The organism is Candidatus Gracilibacteria bacterium, assembly GCA_028687475.1.
In the GTDB taxonomy this organism is placed as follows: domain Bacteria; phylum Patescibacteriota; class Gracilibacteria; order BD1-5; family UBA2023; genus STC-74.
Map to the genome: position 1 here is coordinate 512,193 of JAQUAB010000001.1, position 19,297 is coordinate 531,489.

Consider the following 19,297-nt stretch of genomic DNA (forward strand, 5'->3'; position numbering starts at 1 on the left):
AAATGAGATTTTAGAATTTACTTTTTCGTTTTATATAAGCGATTCGGATGAATCACGAATATTGAAGTAAGAAGAATTATACAACTTCTGGAGCAAGAGAAATAATCTTTTGGTATCCACGAGCCTTGAGCTCACGGAATACTGGTCCAAAAATACGAGTTCCCTTTGGTTCGAGCTTGTCATCGATAATAACACAAGCGTTATCATCAGAGCGAACGTATGAACCATCGTCACGACGAACTTCCTTTGCAACGCGTACAACGACAGCCTTACATACAGTTTTCTTCTTGATGTTTCCATTTGGAAGTGCCTTCTTGATAGAAACAACGATGATGTCACCAACACTTGCGTAGCGGCGTTTTGAACCCTTGAGTACCTTGATACAAAGTGCTTCCTTAGCACCAGTGTTATCAACGACAACGAGTCTGCTTTCTGTCTGAATCATAAAGTAAGATTTTAGATTTTAGTTTTTGGATTATGCAGATTCCCGAAGGAATCCGTCATCTTGAATCTGCGGATTATTCAGCAGAATGAGAGATAATAGAATCCTCTACGAGAGACCAACGCTTGAGACGAGAGAGAGGACGAGTCTCAATCACAGTGACAGTGTCACCGAGTTTTGCGAGTCCGTTCTCATCGTGAGCGTAAAACTTCACAGAAGATTTATAACGCTTCTTATACTTTGGATGTGTTTTATAAGTATCTACCGTAACAACGATAGTTTTTTGCATTTTAGTACTTGTAACAACTCAAGTCTTTGTACGCATAGAGAGTGAAATAAATGAATTAGAGAGCTGAAGTGAGGACAGTCGAAATCTGAGCAATATACTTACGAGACTTCTTGAGAAGGTGAGCTTGCTTGAGTTCACCGAGGGAATGTTTCATTTCGAGAACGAAAAGATCCTTGCGTGCAGATTGGAGCTCTGAAAGAAGTCCAGCACGATCCATCTCACGAAGAGTATGAAGGTCTTTTGTTTCAGTTGATGATGTTTTCTTCGCCTTTGCCATAATAATGGAGAATTAGAATTGTATTGAATGGATTACATCTCGTTTCGAGAGAGAAGAATCTTAGTTTTGAGAGGAAGCTTGTAAGAAGCGAGCGTAAAAGCCTCCTTAGCAACTTCTGGTGATATATCTCCAATTTCGAAGATAATACGACCAGGTTTTACTGGAGCTCTGTACATTTCGACACCACCTTTACCACCACCCATTGGAACCTCGAGAGGTTTCTTGGTATATGGTTTGTCTGGGAAAACGCGAATCCAGAGCTGTCCACCCTTCTTGAGGAAGCGGACGATAGCTTTACGAGCACTCTCGATTTGACGAGAAGTGAGGTATCCAGATTCGGTAACCTTGAGGGCGTATTCACCAAAAGATACGTCGGAACCGCGAGTTGCGAGACCTTTGATGACACCACGGTGTGCCTTACGATATTTTGTTCTGCTCGGTTGTAGCATGAGAAGAAGCGTTAAGAGTATAGAGAAAATTGAAGAAATGCAAATTTATTTCTTGAAAACGTCACCTTTATAGATCCAGACCTTGAGTCCGATTGTACCAGCTGGAGTTTCAGCTCGCTCGTAAGCGAAGTCAACATCAGCACGAATTGTTTGAGTTGGGATACTTCCATCCTTGTATGTCTCTCGACGAGCGATTTCAGCACCGTTCAAGCGACCTCCAAGTTTTACCTTGATACCAAGACCACCCTTTTCCATAGTTTTTGCGATTGCATTCTTGATAACTCGGCGGTATGGCATTTTCTTTTCGATCTGGCGAGCGATAGAATCAGCAACAATCTGAGCAGAAAGTTCTGGTTTCTTTACTTCCTTCACTTCAAGATTGAATGTATATCCAGGAAAACGAGTAGCAAGATTTGTCTTGAGAGCATTGATGTTTTCATCGTTTGTTCCGAGAAGAAGTGCTGGTCGTGAAGTGAATGACACGATGGAGAGCACATTCTCACCCATATGATTAATGAAAATGTTTGCTACTGGAAGATTTTTGAAATGCTTCGTAACGAGTGCTCGGATAGCAACATCATTGGCAACATGGTGAGCATATGACTTTTTATCATAGTACCCTGTTGAACGCCAAGTCTTGATATATCCGATGCGAAATGCGAGAGGGGAAACCTTATGTCACATAGAAGAATAGAAGAAGAATTATTTTACAGAAAGAGAGAGATCAACATGTGAAGTACGCTTCAGAATGCGGTGAGCACGTCCACGAGAAATCGGGTTGATACGACGATAGACGAGACCTTGGCTCACACTTACAGAAGAGATAACGAGCTCTGAAGCAGCTTGAGAATCATTGTGTTCTGCATTTGCAACAGCACTTGCAACGACTTTATACATGATATCAGCTCCTTTCTTTGGCATGAACTTGAGTGTATCAAGTGCATCCTTAGCAGTCATATTTCTGATGATGTAGGCGATGACATTGAGTTTCTTTGGAGAAATTCGAACGTTTTTTACTGAAGCTTTCATAATGTTAGTGATTAGTAGGAAGTGATTCGTAGGATAGTGATTGGCATAAAACTAATTTCTAGTCACCAATCTACCAATTACTACTTGTTACCAGAGTGAGCCATGAATCGGCGAGTAAATGAGAATTCACCGAGTTTGTGACCAACCATATCTTCAGTGACAAATACTGGAATATGTTGTTTTCCATTATGAACACCGAATGTGTGACCAACGAACTCCGGAGCAATCGTACAAGAACGTGACCAAGTCTTGATAACAGACTTTTTTCCGCTTGTATTGAGTGCTTCGACTTTCTTCATGACACGAAGGTCAACGTAAGGTCATTTTTTAAGACTGCGAGTCATAAATAAGTTAAGTTATGAGATATGAGATATGAGATATGAGATATGAGATTTTCGGATTCTTATAGCTTATCTCTTATAGTTTATATCTAAGATTACCCTTGAAGTTTTCCAGCGCGAGTGCGGAGAACCCAACGATCTGTATACTTTCTTGAACGAGTTTTGACACCGCGAGCAAGACGACCCCATGGAGTCTTTGGACCCTTTCGTTGTCCAACTGATTGGTGTCCTTCACCTCCTCCGTGTGGATGGTCAACTGGATTCATAGAAGAACCGAGAACTGTAGGACGACGATTCATCCAACGAGAACGTCCAGCCTTACCGATAGTGATTTGATTCCAATCTTCATTTGATACAGTACCGACAGTAGCAAAACATTTCTTGTGAACGAGGCGGATTTCTCCACTTGGCATCTTGAGTTGAGTGTATTCACCTTCTTGAGAGAGAACTTGAGCAGAAGCACCAGCAGAACGAATTGTGCTTGCACCCTGACCAACAATCATTTCAACATTGTGAACGTAGAGACCAACTGGGATGTTTCCGATTTCCATACGATTGCCAGGAATCGCCTTGGCAGTCACAGCAGTGATAATCTCATCTCCAACCTTAGTCTCCATATGAGCAAGAACATAACGACGTTCTCCATCACGGTAACATACAAGAGCAATGAATGCTGAGCGGTATGGATCGTATTCTACTGTCTCAACACGAGCAGGGATATCAAGCTTTTCGAGCTTGAAGTCAACGACACGATAGAGCTTCTTATGTCCACCACCCTTATGACGAACAGAGAGACGACCAGCGCTATTGCGACCAGCAGTATTCTTTTTGTAGGTAGTAAGCGCCTTGTGTGGTTCATTGGTTGTGAGCTCCTCATACGTGAGACCTGTCATGAAACGACGGGAAGGAGTGGTTGGTTTGTATTTCTTAATTCACATATTAGATAGTGATTAGTAGATTAGTAGGATAGTGAGTTAGTAGGATAGTGAGTTAGCGGAGGTTCTGGTTTTATTACCAGTTTCCTATCCAACTAACTGACCAATTTACTACTGTATAACTTCGAAGTTAGCAACTTTTTGACCATTCTTGAGAGTGACCATTGCCTTCTTTTCGATACCTTTCTTGCGAGTAACTCCGAGCTTTGTATTGTGGAACTTCTCACGAGTATGGAGAACATTCACTTTTTCGACATCAACTCCGTAGATGGTCTTGAATGCATTCTTTACGTCGATTTTTGTTGCTGCTGGATCAATCATACATGTATATACACCACGTACTTCACCGTCGGTACTTTTGTTCGTAACAACGAATCGTTTGATGACTGAGTAGAGAGAATTCATAGGATAGTAATTAGTGGGATAGTGAGTAGTGATTAGTCGGTAGGGATTTCGTTTCTGTTACCAGTAACTATTCTACCAATTACCAATCCACTATTTAGAGAAATGTTCGTAAAGGTGCTTGAGAGATGCCTCTGAGAAGATAACATCACTGTACTTGAGAAGATCATGTGGATTGAGGTATTCAACGTTGACTACCTTAGTAGTGACGATATTCCATGCACCGAGAATTGCATTTTTTTCTTCGCGAGTGATAGCGATGAGAGGCTTCTTTGCTTCAACAGCAGTAAGAAGAGATGTCATAGCTTTTGTCTTTGCAGTTTCAGGACCGAATGATTCGATAACCTTTACGTTGTTCTCAGTTGCCTTTGTAGAAAGGAGTGAAGTGAGAGCGAGACGGCGTTCTTGACGGTTCATATCAAGAGAGAAGTTTCTCTCGTTGCGAGGACCGAACACAGCACCACCACCACGACGCATTGGAGAACGACGGTCACCCATACGAGCGTTACCAGTTCCCTTTTGCTTGAACATCTTCTTCGTAGAACCAGCAACTTCACCACGATGCTTCGCGTGAGCGATAGCGATACGACCATTTGCTTGTTGGAGAACAAGGAGACGGTGGATGAGGCTCATATTTGGAGTCACTCCGAAGTGAGTAGCCTGGAGGTCTACAGTTCCTTTGGATTTACCGTTTATGTCAAAGAGAGGAGCTTTCATAAAAATTGAGTTTTAGATTTTATATTCTGATTTTCGTATAAACGGAAACTAGAATGTAAGAGTAATAAGAGAGTTGCGAGCACCTGGAACTGGACCCTTTACTGCGATCACGCGGAGATCCTTGTTCACGAGAACGAGAGGAACATGCTTGAGAGTAATTGTGTCGAGACCCATATGTCCGTGCATCTTCTTACCAAGTTTTGTACGACGTGGTTTGCGGTTACCGATAGAACCAAGTGCGCGGTGAAATTTTGAACCGTGAGAAGCAGGACCTCCGTGGAAGTTCCAGCGCTTCATAGCACCTTGGAAACCTTTACCCTTGGAAACGCTCGTGAGAGTGAAAGACTCAACACCTTCAAGGAGATCGAGAGAAATCTCATCACCCTTGTTCACGTTCTCGAGAACTCCTGTAGCAGGAACTTCACGAAGAGTAACACGCTTTCCTTCAGTCATTGCGATAACTACCGCATGGTAGCCGTCCTTTTCTTCAGTCTTCACTTGAGCGACAGTGAGAGTCGGAACGCGGATAAGCGTCACAGGTGTAAAAGCCCCGTTATGAATAACGCGGGTCATTTCAAGTTTTTTTCCGATAATACCAGCCATGTTGTGTGGAGAATAGATATTAAAATGAGAGGTTGCAAGGAGGCATCCAAGTTTGGATGGTTACCCAGCAACATCACTATTGTTTTGCAAAAAGTAGCCAGATAATATGAAAAAAGGAATATATGTCAAAAACTTTTTTACAAAAGATATTGTATTGGCTCTCTGTAGAGGAAAACCGTAGTGTCATGAATGTCAGGAATGCTTCACTGTATAAAAAAATAGGACAGAATTGGAAATATTTTTCCTTTTCTATATGATAGCGCCATGCAAACTATCAAAGCCAAGAAATCCCTCGGGCAAAATTTTCTCATCGACCAAGAAGCACTCACGGACATCGCGGGTTCTATCGAACTCTCTGGACGACATATCATAGAAGTATGACCTGGATATGGTGCTCTCACGGAACATATCGTCGCTGCAAATCCGAAGAGTCTTGATCTCGTGGAGCTCGATACGGATATGGTAGAAATTCTGGATTCAAGATTCAAGATTCAAAATAGATGACAAAAAGAGCAAAATGGGGGTTCGGGGGTCGAAACTGTTTGAGCGAAGGAGGAAGGAATAAAAATAACCCTTCATCATCAGGATGTCCTCACATTCACACCAATATATGACGAATATTCTGTGATTGCGAATATCCCCTATTATATAACGAGTCCGATTCTCTTTCATTTTTTGTATCCTGAGACCCTCTTTGTAAAGAGGGATGTCACGAAGTGACAGGGAGATTTTATATCTGAAAATACGGAACAAAATCCTCTGCCTCCTTCGTCGGCATCTCCTTTACAAAGGAGATTTGCACCACCAAGAGAAATGACCATCATGATGCAGAAGGAAGTCGGAGAAAAAATACTCGAAGGTCGTGCACGAAAACCGCATCATAGTTTCCTCTCGCTCGCGATGGAACTCGCCTGTGAAGAGATCGAGATTGTCCGCTATGTTGGCAAGGAATCTTTCGACCCAGCACCAAAGATTGACTCTATCGTCCTGAAGTTCAGTGTGAAGCAGACTCGAAATCCTGAAACAGAAAAACAACTCATCAACCTCTGGAAAATCGCCTTCACTCATCCACGCAAGACGCTTCTCTCTAATCTGAAGTGAAGTCACTATAATATAGAAGCTATCAGAAAGACACTCACCGAACTCGGATATGATGAGAAAGTGCGGGCGGAAGCAGTGAAGATGGAGGATTGGGGGAAATTATTATTTTAACCTTTAGTCTATTATGTTTTATACTTTACAGGAATTTATTATTAATCATTTTTCAACAATACTTGAGGTACTATGATTTATAGTGGCTTATTTGAGCCTTATTTTACCAATTCAAAAATACTTCCAAGATAAGAGCCTGCAAGAAAGACAGCTTCAATTTCAAAATTACCACAAACTTATTGGGGAACTTGTATGAGAACAGTGAACACCAAAACTTGATCGTCAAATTGCTATTGCTTATGAGTTACGAAATTTCCCATGATACTACGATGTAACATTGCGAATTTTAAAGTGATTACACAATAGTTGGTGAAATTCAACACTGGAAGTCTCTCGATTGTTGAAAGAAATTGATCTTACCATAAAATTCATTGAAAGTAAGTAACTACTTTCTGTCTTCCCTTAAACCATAAACGCCAGTGGATCTTTCACTTCCTCTCGCTCTTTTTCCTCTTTTTTCTGCATCTCGATGATTTTCTTGCGATTCTGCTCGAAGTCGTATCGCATAGCGGCAAGCATTTCTTCTTGTCGCTTTTTTGTCTCCATTTGGATTTTCTGTTTCTCTTCTTCATGCCGGAGATATGCATCATCGATTTCAGCAACTATTTTCTGGAATGTCTCATGTACCAGGATTTTTCGTTCTTCATCGGCATGGATCTTGACGGTGAGGAGTTTCTCGAGGTATTTCTGCCAGTTATCGAGAATATCTACCTTTCGAGCATCTTTCAGCACTTCGAAAATGGTATAGATATTGTACCGTTCCTCTTCTGAGAAGGGAGAAGAATTGAGCAATGCCACAAAACGGACATTCCCAGGATGTTGCAGAGAGGCTTTTACATCCATAATTTATACAAGAGCAGATTGGAATCCTTGAGATTTTTTCTCATCCAGATTCTTTAATTCTTCTTGCAATCTAGATTGTTGTCTTTCTGACTTCTGTGCGACTTCTTGAAGCTCTGCGAATGAGAGTTCTGAGAGCTTCTTCATCGTATCAGGAGAAAGTTTCTCGAGTTGATTCATATTGTTGATGAGAGCATCGAGAAGTTGCTGATGTTCAGGAGATCGTTCCGAGGCATGGGGATTTTCGATGGACATATGAGGACAATAAAAAAGTACTACCATGATAGTAGCACTTTCTCATACGTATCGCAAATATATGGAGATTGTCTCTCTTTGGTCTTTTATTGATTTTCAGTATTGATTTCTTATACTTTCTCGGCTCCTTGCTTCCAGGAGGGGCAAGGAGATTTATTTTCTTACTCTTTCACATTATGAGATTCTCTCGTAGAATCTTCCTCTGGAAGCGATGCTGGATGATCGAGATTTCGATTTTCCGAAAGCGTTTCGTGAGACGAAGACATAAGTCCGTCCGTCACGATAAAGAAAAATCCCCACTGTAATGGGGATTTTTCAAAGGAGATTTATTTTGCCCTTTCACAAGCATTCCTCTTTCGAGGACAGGGGCATTATATCAGATTTTTCTGTAAATCAAACTTTTTTCTATCTCTTCCCGATCTTCACAATGAAGAATCCTTCTGTCTCTCCACTTGGGAGAATGCGTATTGCTTTCTTCATATCCTCGCTGTATTCAACCCCCTTCCATGAAGTGAGTCCTAACTTCCACCAAGCATTTCCAGCAAGTCCGAGTGTGATATCTTGGATTCTGAGATCCTTGTTCTCGGCGAGTACTCGAGCTACGACTCACTCGTTCTCTTCCGGTGCAAGCGTACACGTCGAGTAGACGATCGTTCCGCCAGATTTCAGAGCATCAACTGCAGCAGAAAGGAGTTCATATTGGAGTTCTGCTTTTTGCTCGATATTGGCGAGTGACCAGAATCCGTAGGTCTTCTCATTCTCGAGATGAATGCGACCCTCAGCGCTACATGGCGCATCGATAAGGATTCGGTCAAAAAGAGGAATCTTGCGTTCAACCGCATCGGTGAGTTCCGAGTATTTCGGTTCAATATACTTCGCATATTTTCCCTTCTTGTGGATCTCAGTTCCCGTCACCTCGAAATCGCCTTCGAAATATTTTTTCGCATCAAGCTTCACTCACTCGATATTCGTCGCACCCTGGAGACGACAGTTGTGTATGAGCTTGTCGAAACGAATCTGATTCTGTTCGATAGCAACAATCTTCCCAGTATTGTGCATCATACTTGCGAGTTGCGTCGTCTTGGATCCTGGCGCTGCACAAACATCGAGAATCGTCTCATTGGAACGCGGGTCGAGTGCAAGTACAGGAATCATGGAAGCGAGCGACTGGAGATAGATTTTCCCATCATAGAACGCACGAGTTCCCTTGATCACATATTCGTGTTCGCGGTCGAAGAGATATGCACCCGTGACATTGTCGAACGGTTTGGTGACGATTCCTTTCTCAGCGAATTCCACAAAAACATCAGCACCATCTCCCTTCAGGAAGTTGATACGAAAAGAACCCATTCTCTCATGAGAATAAGCCGACATAACGGCATCAAAATCCTTTCCGAGGATTTTCTGGAGACGATCTTGAAGGAGTTGTGGAATTTTTGACATGTTCAATTGGGTTATAATTGTATACTACGGAATATCTGACATGTTTTATTCCTTCACAAAACACTTCTCCTCAGAAGCATGAATAAATACTTCTTCATTGTGATTGAATTTCTCATTCCACTCTTCGGGATTCCCATAGTCAGCGAAATCACGATACCATCCATGAGAAAATTTTGGTTTATTCGCAGCCTTCACGGGACACCAATAACGCTCAGTACGTGCACCAATCTCCACTGCATAAGCAAATACTCCATTCACATAACTACAATAGAGACAGTTGATTTTCTGGATCAGATTCAGGTAGTCGAGAAATCTTCGGTCATAGACAATATAATCTTTTCTCTTTACTCTCGGAATATGATAGAGAGAGAAAGCAGTCCATTGATATATTGTCAGAAAAATATCAAGAAGAAGAGTAGGAACAATCATCGCATAGATGAATGGGATTGAGAGAAAATGCCGAATATTCGTCGGAATCGCATATCGCCATGTTGGGAATTTGAATGACTTATTCCGCTTGCGGAATTCTTCGAGAAATATGACACGTCTTTTCTGAAGAGAAAAACCATATTTCTTGGCAAGTCGATCATATTCTTCACGGAGATCATTATTCAGTGATTCCATTTTTGCGAGAATCTCGCGGATTGTCTGATGCATATGAGAAATATTATTGTCCGTTACCTACTACAACCTTCGCATGGCGAAGCACTCGATCTCGGAGCATATATCCCTTTTCGAATTCTTGGATGATTTTTCCTGATTCACCTACCATCTCCGTCATGACATCATGTCGGTCTGGATCTACTTCTTGTCCGATAGAATCGAATGCTATCACTCCCTGCGATTCGAGATATTTCTGGAATCCAGCATAGAGAGAACGAACTCCGTCAACGAATCCATCACCTTCTATCCCTTCCTTGAGCTTGATAGCACGTTCGAGATTATCCACCTGAGAAAGAAGGGGAAGGAGAATCTTCGCGGACAAAAAATGAACCATATCTGCTTTATCACGCTCAACACGCATAAGAAGATTCTGGTAATCTGCTTGGGAACGAGCCAATGAAGCTTGAAGTCCAGCGATTATATCATCTTGGGTTGGTGTTTTTCCATCTCATGATGAAATAGTTTCATCCGCAGCTGTCTGAGCTATTTCTTCGAGAATAGTAGAATCTTGGTTTTCTTCATTCGGATTGATATTGTTATCTTGTTGTGTCATAGAAATTAAGTAAAAAGTTATTGATGAAAATGACTCGCGGAAGCGAGTCATACGAAGAATTATTTCATCTCCATCTTGAGCTTCTCATAAGCATCATCGAGTTTCTTGGTCGCTTCAGATATCCATGATTTGAGGACGTCACTACTCGTATCGACGAATCTTTCGGCTCGCGCTTGTGCATTTTGGAGAAATGCTTGTTTTTCTCCATATGCTTTCTCAATCAGATTCAATGCTTCTTGCTTATAGGCTTCACCTTGAGCGCTAAGATTTTCTATTTTTGACTGAATCTCTGGAATAAATCCAGATAGAACTTGTTCCACTTTGGACTTGAGGCTGTCAAAATCATTCACGTCTTCAAAATGATCATCGAAGAATTTCTTCGCTTCATCAAAAGCACTACGATGAATATCGACTACTTCCGTGATAAAATCCTCAACTTTTGATTCTGTGGAATCTACTGCAGATTTTTTAGGAATTTTTTTATCCTTGCGGAACTTCATGGCGACAGCGAGTCCGGCAGCATACCCTGCAACGAGAGTGAGAAGTCATTTTTTCATAAGAATAAAATTAAGAAGTTCAAAAATCTGACTCATTATATGAAGAAGTCAAAAAAATTCAAAAAATGATTGCATTTTCACCCTTTTTCTGTTACACTCTCCAGAGAAATAAGGGGAAACCCTTTTTATTATTGACTCCGTTATGCAAAAAGATAACACATTCACGTTCGGACTTTCAGAAATGGAAGCGATTGAGTCTTCTTTTCGTATCTGCGTCTGGAATGTTCACAAATGCCTCTCAAGAAAGCTCAAAACCGACATAGAAAAACTCTTCCATGAATTCGATATTATCCTCATGCAAGAAGCGGTTTTCTCAGAAAAATGGAATCAGATATGGGAAAATATTCGTCACTTCAAATGGGATTTTTTCCGCAGTTTTTCTCTGAATAAAAATGCTGAAACTGGAGTACTCACAGGTTCCAAATATCGACAAAAAATCCTCACGATTGTTCCGACAATCGACCGCGAACCGATTCTCCGAACTCCAAAAGCGACAGGAATCAGTCTAATTAACATCGCAGGAAAGAGCGAAAAACTCCTCGTCGTGAACACTCATGCGATGAATTTTAACCTTGGAAAACCATTTCTTCGTCAGATTGAGTCTGTATATGAGGCAATTCAGGGTCATGAAGGACCGATGATTTGGGCTGGAGACTTCAATACATGGAGCAAAAAAAGATTTCGTGAACTCGAAAAAATCACAGAGAAACTCGGACTCGAATGGCTCATTCCAGAGAATGATAAACGCTTTCTGAGACTGGATCACATCCTCTATCGAGGCATCACTCCGAAATATTCAGAAATTCGTCATGATATCAAGACTTCTGATCATTACCCAATTTTTGCAGAATTCGAAGTCGTCTAAAACAAAATCCTCCAGTTTTTGGAGGATTCTTTTAGTAGTGCTAACATGTCTCATTTGTCATTTCGACCGAAGTGAAACGGAGTGGAGAAATCCCTTTTTATTTTACTTAAGAGATTTAATACATCTCATTCTCAAAAGTGCATTTAAAAGAGATTCCTCCTTCGTCGGAATGACAAAAAGATGGACTATTATATCCTTCTACATCCATCTTCGGTGACGAGATAATCATCTTCGATACGAATGCCAATTCCTTCACTCGCGATATAGATTCCCGGCTCGATCGTGAGTACCATCCCTGGCGCCAGAGAAATATCCGAATCACCAACATCATGCGTATCGAGTCCTAGAAAATGCCCAATAGAATGCGGAAAATATGGATTCGTCAGTGCTGTGTATTTCCTGATATTTGGAAGTCAGAGTTTCTAACATATGGCGAACATATATTCTTTCACTCATATATTCCAGTTCTTGCGAGTAACTCCTGGTTTTAGGGTACTTTCTGCAAATTGTTTCACATCGAGAACAGCATCATAGATTTCTTTTTGTCTCGGATTCATCACTCCATCCACAATAAACGTCCGAGAAATATCAGCACCATATCCATCGAGTTCAATCCCGAAGTCAATAAGTATCAAATCGCCTGATTCAATTTGGCGATTATTGAGCGTATAGTGCAACATGCAAGCATTCGATCCACTCGCGACAATCGAAGGAAATGCCTCAATACCACGATGGAGTCGAAACTGATAGGCAATCATTGCTTCCACCTCATATTCATACATCCCTGGACGGACATTTTGGGTGAGATAATTGTACGTTTTTTCGGTGATTTCGACGGCTTTCTGGAGTTTTTCGATATCATTATCAGACTTCACGACTCGTTTCGCCATGAGGTGGCGATCCGCACTGGATATAACTTTCCCTGCCAATATTTCACGAATCAATACATATTCATTTTCAGTCGATGCAACGGTCTTCTCGGGCAAGAGAAACTGTCACTCGAGTCATTCTAGATATTCCTTCATAGCATTTCGAGGAAGAATTTCTCCGGCAAATCCGTGTGCGCGAATCTGAACAATATCCCACTTCACCGATTCCCAGATACGTTTTTTCTCATCGCTTTCATCGAAAAAAAGAATCTGTTCCCCCGTGCGAAGATCATGAAGCAAAATCGCTCACTCGATATCCATTCCCGTCCACGCGAGAAAATCCGAATCGACACGGAACGGATAGTGGACATCGCCATTGCGAAGTGGTGAAATACCGGATGCGAGGAGGAGGTAGGAGTTCATGGGCTATAAGAGTTCAAGTCTCACCACCGTCTCGATATGATGCGTATGTGGAAACATGTCGACAGGTATCACATCAGAAATCTGATACTTCGGAAGTTTTTCTGTTTTCTCATCGCGCATCTTGCCGACGAGAACTTCGAGATCACGAGCAAGAGTCGCAGGATTGCATGAGACATAGATGATTTCTCGCGCACCGAAAGAGAGAATATTCGGCAATGTCGATGGATGCATACCATCACGCGGAGGATCGATGACGATTGTATCGGCTTTCCCACCTTTTTCGAGAAACTCACGAGCAAATACTTCCGCCTTGTTGCAGACGAATTCGACGTTTTTCACCCCATTTCGGAGCGCATTTTTCTCACCATCGAGGCTCGCATCGCGCACAAGTTCTACGGAATATACTCGGTCGAAATACTTCGCCAGAAGAATCCCAATCGTACCTGTTCCTGCATAGAGATCAAGTAGCACTCCTCACTTGTGATGAATACAGTCAATCGCCTGCGTATAGAGTCACTCTGCGCCGTACGTATTCACCTGGAAGAAACTCTTCGGCTGGATCTCGAATGTGAGCCCAAGAAGTTCCTCGGTAATCGTCGATTTCCCTGAGAGAAGAACTGGATTCCCTGTCACAATATCTGCGAATCCTGTATTCTCAAGAAAATAGATGGAGACAATATTTCCATACTTTTCGGACAATTGTTGAACCATTTGTGTGAAAAATCATTGCTTTTCTCAGAGATTCTCCCAAGTGGAATTCACTGAGAACACAAGCATGATCTCTCCAGTTTTTTTCGCTTTGCGAACGACAAAATGTCTCCAGAAACCGTTTGCCTTCTTCGGATCATAGGTCGGAAGTCCTGAATTCCGCGAGAATCCATCAACATCGAGAAAAATATCATTTATTTCTTTATCAGCAAGTGCACAATACGTACAATCAACAATACGATCGAACTGTCCCTGCGCATGGAATCCGAATCGGAACTCATCATGAACCCCTTCTCGTTCGGAAATATATTTTCCCCAAGAGAACTCTACCTTATTACGATACCCGTAGAGCTCTGGCGATGGAACGATGGGGTGCCAGATTGTATTTCCCGTATATTCCGCAAGATGGAAAAATGCTTCCCGCACCTGTCATTCCTTGATCGCGAGCTGATCCGGATATCCGATAGTGAGCCACTTCGCTCCACCATAGAGCTGGAATCCTTCTGGAAGTGGAACTTCTATCGGAGATTTCTTCACGACATCGAGTTGTTGGCCTTCATAGTGAGACTTCTTTGCCTTCAGGATGCGGACATTCACCACACTTCCCGGGATGCATCCACCAGTGATGATAACTTTTCGTCCATCAGATGCTGTTGCGAGTCATTTTCATCCGAAGATGAGCTTGTCGATCGTGAGATTTTCGAGGATTTGATTCTTAGCCATAGGAGAGAGATTTATTCATTATAAAGTTTTTCTGATTCGCCGAGCACCATTGGTTCAGTCCCGACCCAGTCATCGAATATTGCGAGCCACCGAGCAAGTATTTCTCTGAAGTACACCTTCGGTGCGATGAGAAAACTCACATTGGCAGCGCCGTATCCAATCGCATCAATCGAGTGATTCTGAGCCACGAAGAGAGCTCGTTCGACATGGAATGGCTGGGAAATGATGGTCACTCAACCCGTGAGAGAAAATATTTCCTTCGCCCGGACAACAGAATCGAGCGTGCGGAACCCAGCATAATCGAGTGTGATAGCATCTTCTGGGATTCCTGCATTCATGAGCGATTTCTTCATCATCTCAGGTTCATTGTATGATTGGGTTGCATTATCTCATGAGACGAGAATATGGTGGATTTTCCCTTGTTCATAGAGCATCTTCGTCGCTTCGATGCGCGTCGTGTAGAAGAGATTCACTCGTCCATCGCTCGCGGATGGCGAGGTTCCGAGAAGAAGTCCAACATCACGTTCTGGGATTTTCTCGACATCGCGATAGACTTCCCCTCGAACCGTCCATGAAATATACGCCCATGGAAGCATGAGAACAAGGAGAAGACAAGCAAGAATGAGGGGAAGGATTTTACGCATGAAGGGTGGAAAAGTATTGTTCAAGAATGTCGATGTTTGGATAATCTATGGAATAAATATGAAGATTTCTCATATCTTTTGGAGATATCCAATCATACCCAGCTCATTCATGAATACAAAGGATATTGCTATATTCAGGCTTCCATTGAACTGCGAAAAGATTCACCTCAAGTCGAGAAATATCAATCACTTCCCGAATCGTAAGACCAATTTTCTTCAAATCATCAGGAAAAAGTGGAATATTTAATTCTTCTTTTATCTCTCGGATAGCTGCCATTTCTGCTGTTTCTCATGCTTCCCAACCGCCACCGAAAAATCCCCACTCAATATCATCTTTTGGGATATTGCGTCGATCTTGGATAAGGATTTTCCCATCTGGTCGGTAAAATGCTACGATGCTCGCGAGACGAAGTTGCATACTAAAAATTACGAGCAATAACTACTTTCACATTCTTTGGATTCTTGAGAGTCAGAATATCGTCAGTAAATTGTCCCTCAAATGGAATACACCTGGTCGTTGCCTTCCATTTTTCCTTGATTTCCTTCTCCATTTCAGGATTACCATCCCACTCGTAGAGAGCAAATTTCCCTGCCTCGATGACTTGACCTACCTCCTCGAGAGTGGCACAAGCAACGGTATTTTCTCGGAGACGCTTGGCGCTATTCCCGAGAAGAATTTTTTGTCACTCTTCGTGCATACGAGTCACCGCTTCGTCAGCGAGTTGACGCTCAATAATCACCTTTTCTCCTGAGATACGAGAAGCCACCACACACTTTCCTCACTCGATATCTCGCTCTCCACACTCAATACGAACCGGATATCCTGATTGTTCCCAATCACCGATTTTCTCCCCGAGACGAGCATCGCGGAAGTCGATAAGCACCTTTCCTTTTGTACCAACGATAGCACGGAAGTATTCTCCTTGAACTGGAACTTCTGTGTCACCTCAGACTAAATCTTTCGCAATCTCACGAGCGTAGGCATTTACTTTTTCTGCATTGTCCTTTCCATAGATAGGAAGGATGGTTGCTCGATATTCACTGAGTTTTGGCGGAACGATGAACCCTCTATCATCTGAATGCGAAGAGATAACTCCACCGATAGAACGAGTAGAGAGCCCCCAAGAAGTATACCATGGATGAGTGAGTTTTCCTTCTCTATCCTGATACTGGACACCAAATCCCTCCATAAATCCCTGCCCGAGCAAGTGGCTCGTACAGATCTGGAGAGCCCAACCATTGGACATCATTGGCTCAAACGTATAGGTCGTATCAGCGCCAGCAAATTTCTCACTCTGACTCTTGGTTCCAGCGATTCCATCGATGGCAAGAAGTTCACGAATCGTCTCCATGTAGACTTTGTAGTGAATATTAAGCGCAAATGTGTTGGCGTCTTCACGAGTTTCATGAAGCGTATGTCCCTCTTGCCAGTAGAACTCGGCGGTGCGGAGAAATGGGCGTGTTCGCTTTTCCCAACGAAGTACACTCACCCACTGATTGTAGAGAAGAGGCAAGTCACGATAGGATTGGAGCTTATTTTTGAAAAAATCACAGAAAAGCATCTCCGAAGTTGGGCGTATAGCGAGCGGTTCTTCGAGTTCCTTGTTTCCTCCGATAGTGACTACTGCAAGTTCTGGAGCAAATCCCTCGACATGGTCTTTTTCTTTCTCGAAAAAGCTCATCGGAATCAGCATCGGAAGATAGAGGTTCTGCACTCCGAGAAGATCGAGTTTTGCTTGCATGGTAGAGCGAATCCTATCCCACATAGTAACAGCCTTGGGCATGAAGGTGATACAACCTGGAGTTGGAGAGTACTCGAAGAGATTGGCAGCTTGAGCCACATCGAGATACCACTGTGGATAATCTTGTTCGCGAGAAGTGATTTGCATATGAGGAAAAGTTAACGGGAAGTATTATAAGGAAAAGTCTATTTTTCGGAAACAAAAAATCTTTTTTGAAGTTTTCCAATGAGAAGCTTCGAAGATGTTGATTGTTTACCATTTCCGAATCGACTATTTGGAACGTGAACATGATACCAATCTCCATTCTTTTGTTCGAGAGAATTTTGGAGAGAAAGTATGAGATTGATTTGTTCTTTTGTAAGTTCAGTAACTTGTAAATTTGATCATAAGGTAACCAGCAATAGCTTACCTGTTTCGTTTATACGAGATATTAGAGTTTCGGTCCCATAGAATAAAAATATTAGAAAAATAAAATCCCCCATCGGTTTTTGACTCTCGTGGGGGATTTTGGTTTTTGATTTGCAAAACTACCTTTCGAGAGTCGAAAGGGGAGGCGGAACAAGGTGTGTGAGGATGCGAACCTGATGAGTCATATCTGGATAGTATGGATTGGAGAGAAATTGTCAAAAAGATTTTTTATCCTCGGGAATATCGATACAATTCAACCTATGAATTCTCTCTTTTCTCAAAACATTACGCCGCTTGCGTCCCTTCTCCGCCCTGAGAAGCTCGACGACCTCGTCGGACAACAGCACCTCATCGGAGCCGGAAAACCGATTCGCAAGTTCATCGAAGCAGGCCGACTTCCGTCGATTCTTTTCTGGTGACCTCCAGGATGCGGCAAGACGAGTATTGCACGTGTGATTGCGAACTCACTGGATGCAGAATTTTTCCACCTCTCGGGCGTTCTCTCGAAAAAAGAAGATGTCGTGAAGATCATCGCCAAAGCGCAGAAAAACTTCTCCGAATGACGACAAACGATTCTCTTCCTCGACGAGATTCATCGCTGGACCAAATCTCAACAAGATGTCCTTCTTCCATGGGTGGAGAAAGGAATCGTGACGCTCATCGGCGCTACGACTGAGAATCCAAGCTTCACGGTCATCAATGCCCTTCTTTCTCGCTGTCGGACGTATGTCCTCGAACCGATTAAATCTGAAGAAGTGGTGGATTTCATCATGAAAAATCTGCCGACAATCTCGGAACGGTATCCGAATGTTAATTTTGGACTCCCCCTTGATAAAGGGGGTGGGGGGGATTTAGTTTCTGATGTTCCTTTCCGAGAATATAATCCGAACAACAAAGAAAAGGCTCGTAAACTAAGAGCTAACATGACGGAAGCAGAAAGGAAACTTTGGTTATTCTTGAAGCAACAACAAGAAACATGGAATCGTCAGAAACCAATCGAACATTTTATCGTTGATTTTTACTGTTCAGCATACAATCTTGTTATCGAGGTAGATGGAACAACTCATTGTACAGAAGAAGAAAAGATGTATGATGCCCACAGAACTGAAATATTAGAAACTTTGGGACTTACAGTGGTACGATTTACAAACGAGGAAGTATATAAGAGTTATGAGGGAGTGTGCGAGAGAATTATGGAAATCATTGAGAAACGGAAACAAAATCCCCCTAACCCCCTTTCTCAAGGGGGAATGAAGCCCCAGAATCCTTTTGAACTCATCGCCCGCCTCTGAGGATGAGATCTCCGCAATACGATGAATCTTCTCGAAACCGCTTGCATCCTCCAGTGAGAATGAATGCTCACGCGAGAGATGATCCTCGAAGCAGGAAGCAAGTCGCTCATGTACGACCAAGATGGTGAAGAGCATCACAACCTCATCTCTGCGATGCACAAGTCCCTTCGTGATTCAGACGGCGATGCGGCAATATATTGGATAGGTCGCATGCTCGCGGGTGGTGAAGACCCGCGCTATATCGCCCGTCGCATGATGAACTTCGCGAGTGAGGATATCTATGATGCACAGGCAATTATCCTCGCGAATTCTGTCTATGAAATCTGCGAAAAAATGGGAATGCCCGAATGTGAACTCCCTCTTCTGAATGTCGCCTACTATCTCGCCGATGCACCGAAGGACAATCGCATCTACATGGCTCAAAAAGCGATGCACAACGATATCCGAGAATATGGAAACCTCGGTGTTCCACTCCATCTCCGCAATGCCCCGACAGAACTCATGAAGGAGATCGGATATGGAAAATGATATGAATACGCGCACAATCTCGAGTCGAAGAAAAGCGGGCAGGAACACTTTCCAGAGGAACTAAAGGGGAGGAAATATAGAAAGTAGA

At 42.6% G+C, this 19,297-nt stretch carries 24 protein-coding genes and 2 pseudogenes; 4 read left to right on the top strand and 22 right to left on the bottom strand.

What is annotated here, in order from left to right; all coding sequences use genetic code 25:
• Positions 1-76: 76 nt before the first annotated feature.
• The 11 genes from rplN to rplC form a co-directional block, all read right to left on the bottom strand.
• Entirely contained in the window at positions 77-445 is a 369-nt protein-coding gene (gene rplN / locus PHY14_02650; protein ID MDD2693808.1) for a 50S ribosomal protein L14, read from the bottom strand.
• A gap of 73 nt (positions 446-518) precedes the next feature.
• On the bottom strand, positions 519-767 hold the full coding sequence (gene rpsQ / locus PHY14_02655) for a 30S ribosomal protein S17 (protein MDD2693809.1): 249 nt from the start codon (positions 765-767) through the stop codon (positions 519-521).
• Between the two features lie 19 nt (positions 768-786).
• A complete protein-coding gene (gene rpmC / locus PHY14_02660; protein MDD2693810.1) occupies positions 787-1,008 on the bottom strand; it encodes a 50S ribosomal protein L29 in 222 nt (73 codons plus the stop codon).
• Between the two features lie 32 nt (positions 1,009-1,040).
• Positions 1,041-1,457, bottom strand: a complete 417-nt coding sequence (gene rplP / locus PHY14_02665) for a 50S ribosomal protein L16 (GenBank protein ID MDD2693811.1) — start codon at positions 1,455-1,457, stop codon at positions 1,041-1,043.
• A gap of 45 nt (positions 1,458-1,502) precedes the next feature.
• Positions 1,503-2,141 (bottom strand): 30S ribosomal protein S3, encoded by a 639-nt coding sequence (rpsC, locus tag PHY14_02670; GenBank protein MDD2693812.1) that lies wholly within the window; start codon positions 2,139-2,141, stop codon positions 1,503-1,505.
• Between the two features lie 18 nt (positions 2,142-2,159).
• Positions 2,160-2,486, bottom strand: coding sequence for a 50S ribosomal protein L22 (gene rplV, locus PHY14_02675; protein ID MDD2693813.1), 327 nt, complete (start codon positions 2,484-2,486; stop codon positions 2,160-2,162).
• Positions 2,487-2,566: 80 nt separating this feature from the next.
• Complete coding sequence (gene rpsS, locus PHY14_02680; GenBank protein ID MDD2693814.1) at positions 2,567-2,830, bottom strand: 30S ribosomal protein S19; 264 nt, start codon at positions 2,828-2,830, stop codon at positions 2,567-2,569.
• Between the two features lie 92 nt (positions 2,831-2,922).
• A complete protein-coding gene (gene rplB / locus PHY14_02685; GenBank protein MDD2693815.1) occupies positions 2,923-3,765 on the bottom strand; it encodes a 50S ribosomal protein L2 in 843 nt (280 codons plus the stop codon).
• 108 nt (positions 3,766-3,873) lie between these two features.
• The gene (rplW, locus tag PHY14_02690) at positions 3,874-4,167 is read right to left on the bottom strand and encodes a 50S ribosomal protein L23 (protein ID MDD2693816.1); all 294 of its coding nucleotides are present in this window, start codon (positions 4,165-4,167) and stop codon (positions 3,874-3,876) included.
• Between the two features lie 90 nt (positions 4,168-4,257).
• Positions 4,258-4,881, bottom strand: coding sequence for a 50S ribosomal protein L4 (gene rplD / locus PHY14_02695; protein MDD2693817.1), 624 nt, complete (start codon positions 4,879-4,881; stop codon positions 4,258-4,260).
• A gap of 48 nt (positions 4,882-4,929) precedes the next feature.
• Positions 4,930-5,484 carry a 50S ribosomal protein L3 gene (gene rplC / locus PHY14_02700; protein ID MDD2693818.1) on the bottom strand — a complete coding sequence of 185 codons (555 nt, stop codon included), beginning with the start codon at positions 5,482-5,484 and terminating at the stop codon, positions 4,930-4,932.
• A 264-nt stretch (positions 5,485-5,748) separates the two neighbouring features.
• Between rplC and PHY14_02705 the strand changes: the two genes are divergently transcribed.
• Both PHY14_02705 and PHY14_02710 read left to right on the top strand, forming a co-directional pair.
• Positions 5,749-6,696, top strand: a complete 948-nt coding sequence (locus PHY14_02705) for an rRNA adenine dimethyltransferase family protein (GenBank protein ID MDD2693819.1) — start codon at positions 5,749-5,751, stop codon at positions 6,694-6,696.
• Positions 6,697-6,709: 13 nt separating this feature from the next.
• Positions 6,710-7,081, top strand: a complete 372-nt coding sequence (locus tag PHY14_02710) for a hypothetical protein (protein ID MDD2693820.1) — start codon at positions 6,710-6,712, stop codon at positions 7,079-7,081.
• Positions 7,082-7,098: 17 nt separating this feature from the next.
• On the opposite strand, the gene PHY14_02715 is transcribed toward PHY14_02710, so the two are convergent.
• The 6 genes from PHY14_02715 to PHY14_02740 form a co-directional block, all read right to left on the bottom strand.
• Complete coding sequence (locus tag PHY14_02715) at positions 7,099-7,539, bottom strand: hypothetical protein (protein ID MDD2693821.1); 441 nt, start codon at positions 7,537-7,539, stop codon at positions 7,099-7,101.
• Between the two features lie 3 nt (positions 7,540-7,542).
• The gene (locus PHY14_02720) at positions 7,543-7,791 is read right to left on the bottom strand and encodes a hypothetical protein (GenBank protein ID MDD2693822.1); all 249 of its coding nucleotides are present in this window, start codon (positions 7,789-7,791) and stop codon (positions 7,543-7,545) included.
• Positions 7,792-8,196: 405 nt separating this feature from the next.
• Complete coding sequence (locus tag PHY14_02725; protein MDD2693823.1) at positions 8,197-9,234, bottom strand: RsmB/NOP family class I SAM-dependent RNA methyltransferase; 1,038 nt, start codon at positions 9,232-9,234, stop codon at positions 8,197-8,199.
• Positions 9,235-9,279: 45 nt separating this feature from the next.
• Positions 9,280-9,891, bottom strand: coding sequence for a hypothetical protein (locus PHY14_02730; GenBank protein ID MDD2693824.1), 612 nt, complete (start codon positions 9,889-9,891; stop codon positions 9,280-9,282).
• 10 nt (positions 9,892-9,901) lie between these two features.
• Entirely contained in the window at positions 9,902-10,450 is a 549-nt protein-coding gene (locus PHY14_02735; protein ID MDD2693825.1) for a nucleotide exchange factor GrpE, read from the bottom strand.
• Positions 10,451-10,509: 59 nt separating this feature from the next.
• Positions 10,510-11,007, bottom strand: a complete 498-nt coding sequence (locus PHY14_02740) for a hypothetical protein (GenBank protein ID MDD2693826.1) — start codon at positions 11,005-11,007, stop codon at positions 10,510-10,512.
• Positions 11,008-11,146: 139 nt separating this feature from the next.
• On the opposite strand from PHY14_02740, the pseudogene PHY14_02745 reads away from it, so the two are divergent.
• Positions 11,147-11,872, top strand: a pseudogene (locus PHY14_02745) (endonuclease/exonuclease/phosphatase family protein).
• Positions 11,873-12,060: 188 nt separating this feature from the next.
• On the opposite strand, the pseudogene PHY14_02750 reads toward PHY14_02745, so the two are convergent.
• From PHY14_02750 to PHY14_02770, 5 genes and pseudogenes are all read right to left on the bottom strand, one after another.
• Positions 12,061-13,164, bottom strand: a pseudogene (locus tag PHY14_02750) (aminopeptidase P N-terminal domain-containing protein).
• A 3-nt stretch (positions 13,165-13,167) separates the two neighbouring features.
• Complete coding sequence (rlmD, locus tag PHY14_02755; protein MDD2693827.1) at positions 13,168-14,595, bottom strand: 23S rRNA (uracil(1939)-C(5))-methyltransferase RlmD; 1,428 nt, start codon at positions 14,593-14,595, stop codon at positions 13,168-13,170.
• Between the two features lie 11 nt (positions 14,596-14,606).
• On the bottom strand, positions 14,607-15,239 hold the full coding sequence (locus PHY14_02760) for an ElyC/SanA/YdcF family protein (GenBank protein MDD2693828.1): 633 nt from the start codon (positions 15,237-15,239) through the stop codon (positions 14,607-14,609).
• Positions 15,232-15,657, bottom strand: a complete 426-nt coding sequence (locus PHY14_02765; GenBank protein MDD2693829.1) for an NUDIX hydrolase — start codon at positions 15,655-15,657, stop codon at positions 15,232-15,234. The genes PHY14_02760 and PHY14_02765 overlap by 8 nt, the downstream gene beginning before the upstream one ends.
• A 1-nt stretch (position 15,658) precedes the next feature.
• Positions 15,659-17,128: a His/Gly/Thr/Pro-type tRNA ligase C-terminal domain-containing protein gene (locus PHY14_02770; GenBank protein MDD2693830.1), complete on the bottom strand. Its 1,470-nt coding sequence runs from the start codon at positions 17,126-17,128 to the stop codon at positions 15,659-15,661.
• 521 nt (positions 17,129-17,649) lie between these two features.
• Between PHY14_02770 and PHY14_02775 the strand changes: the two genes are divergently transcribed.
• Positions 17,650-19,296: a replication-associated recombination protein A gene (locus tag PHY14_02775; GenBank protein ID MDD2693831.1), complete on the top strand. Its 1,647-nt coding sequence runs from the start codon at positions 17,650-17,652 to the stop codon at positions 19,294-19,296.
• Position 19,297: the final 1 nt, after the last annotated feature.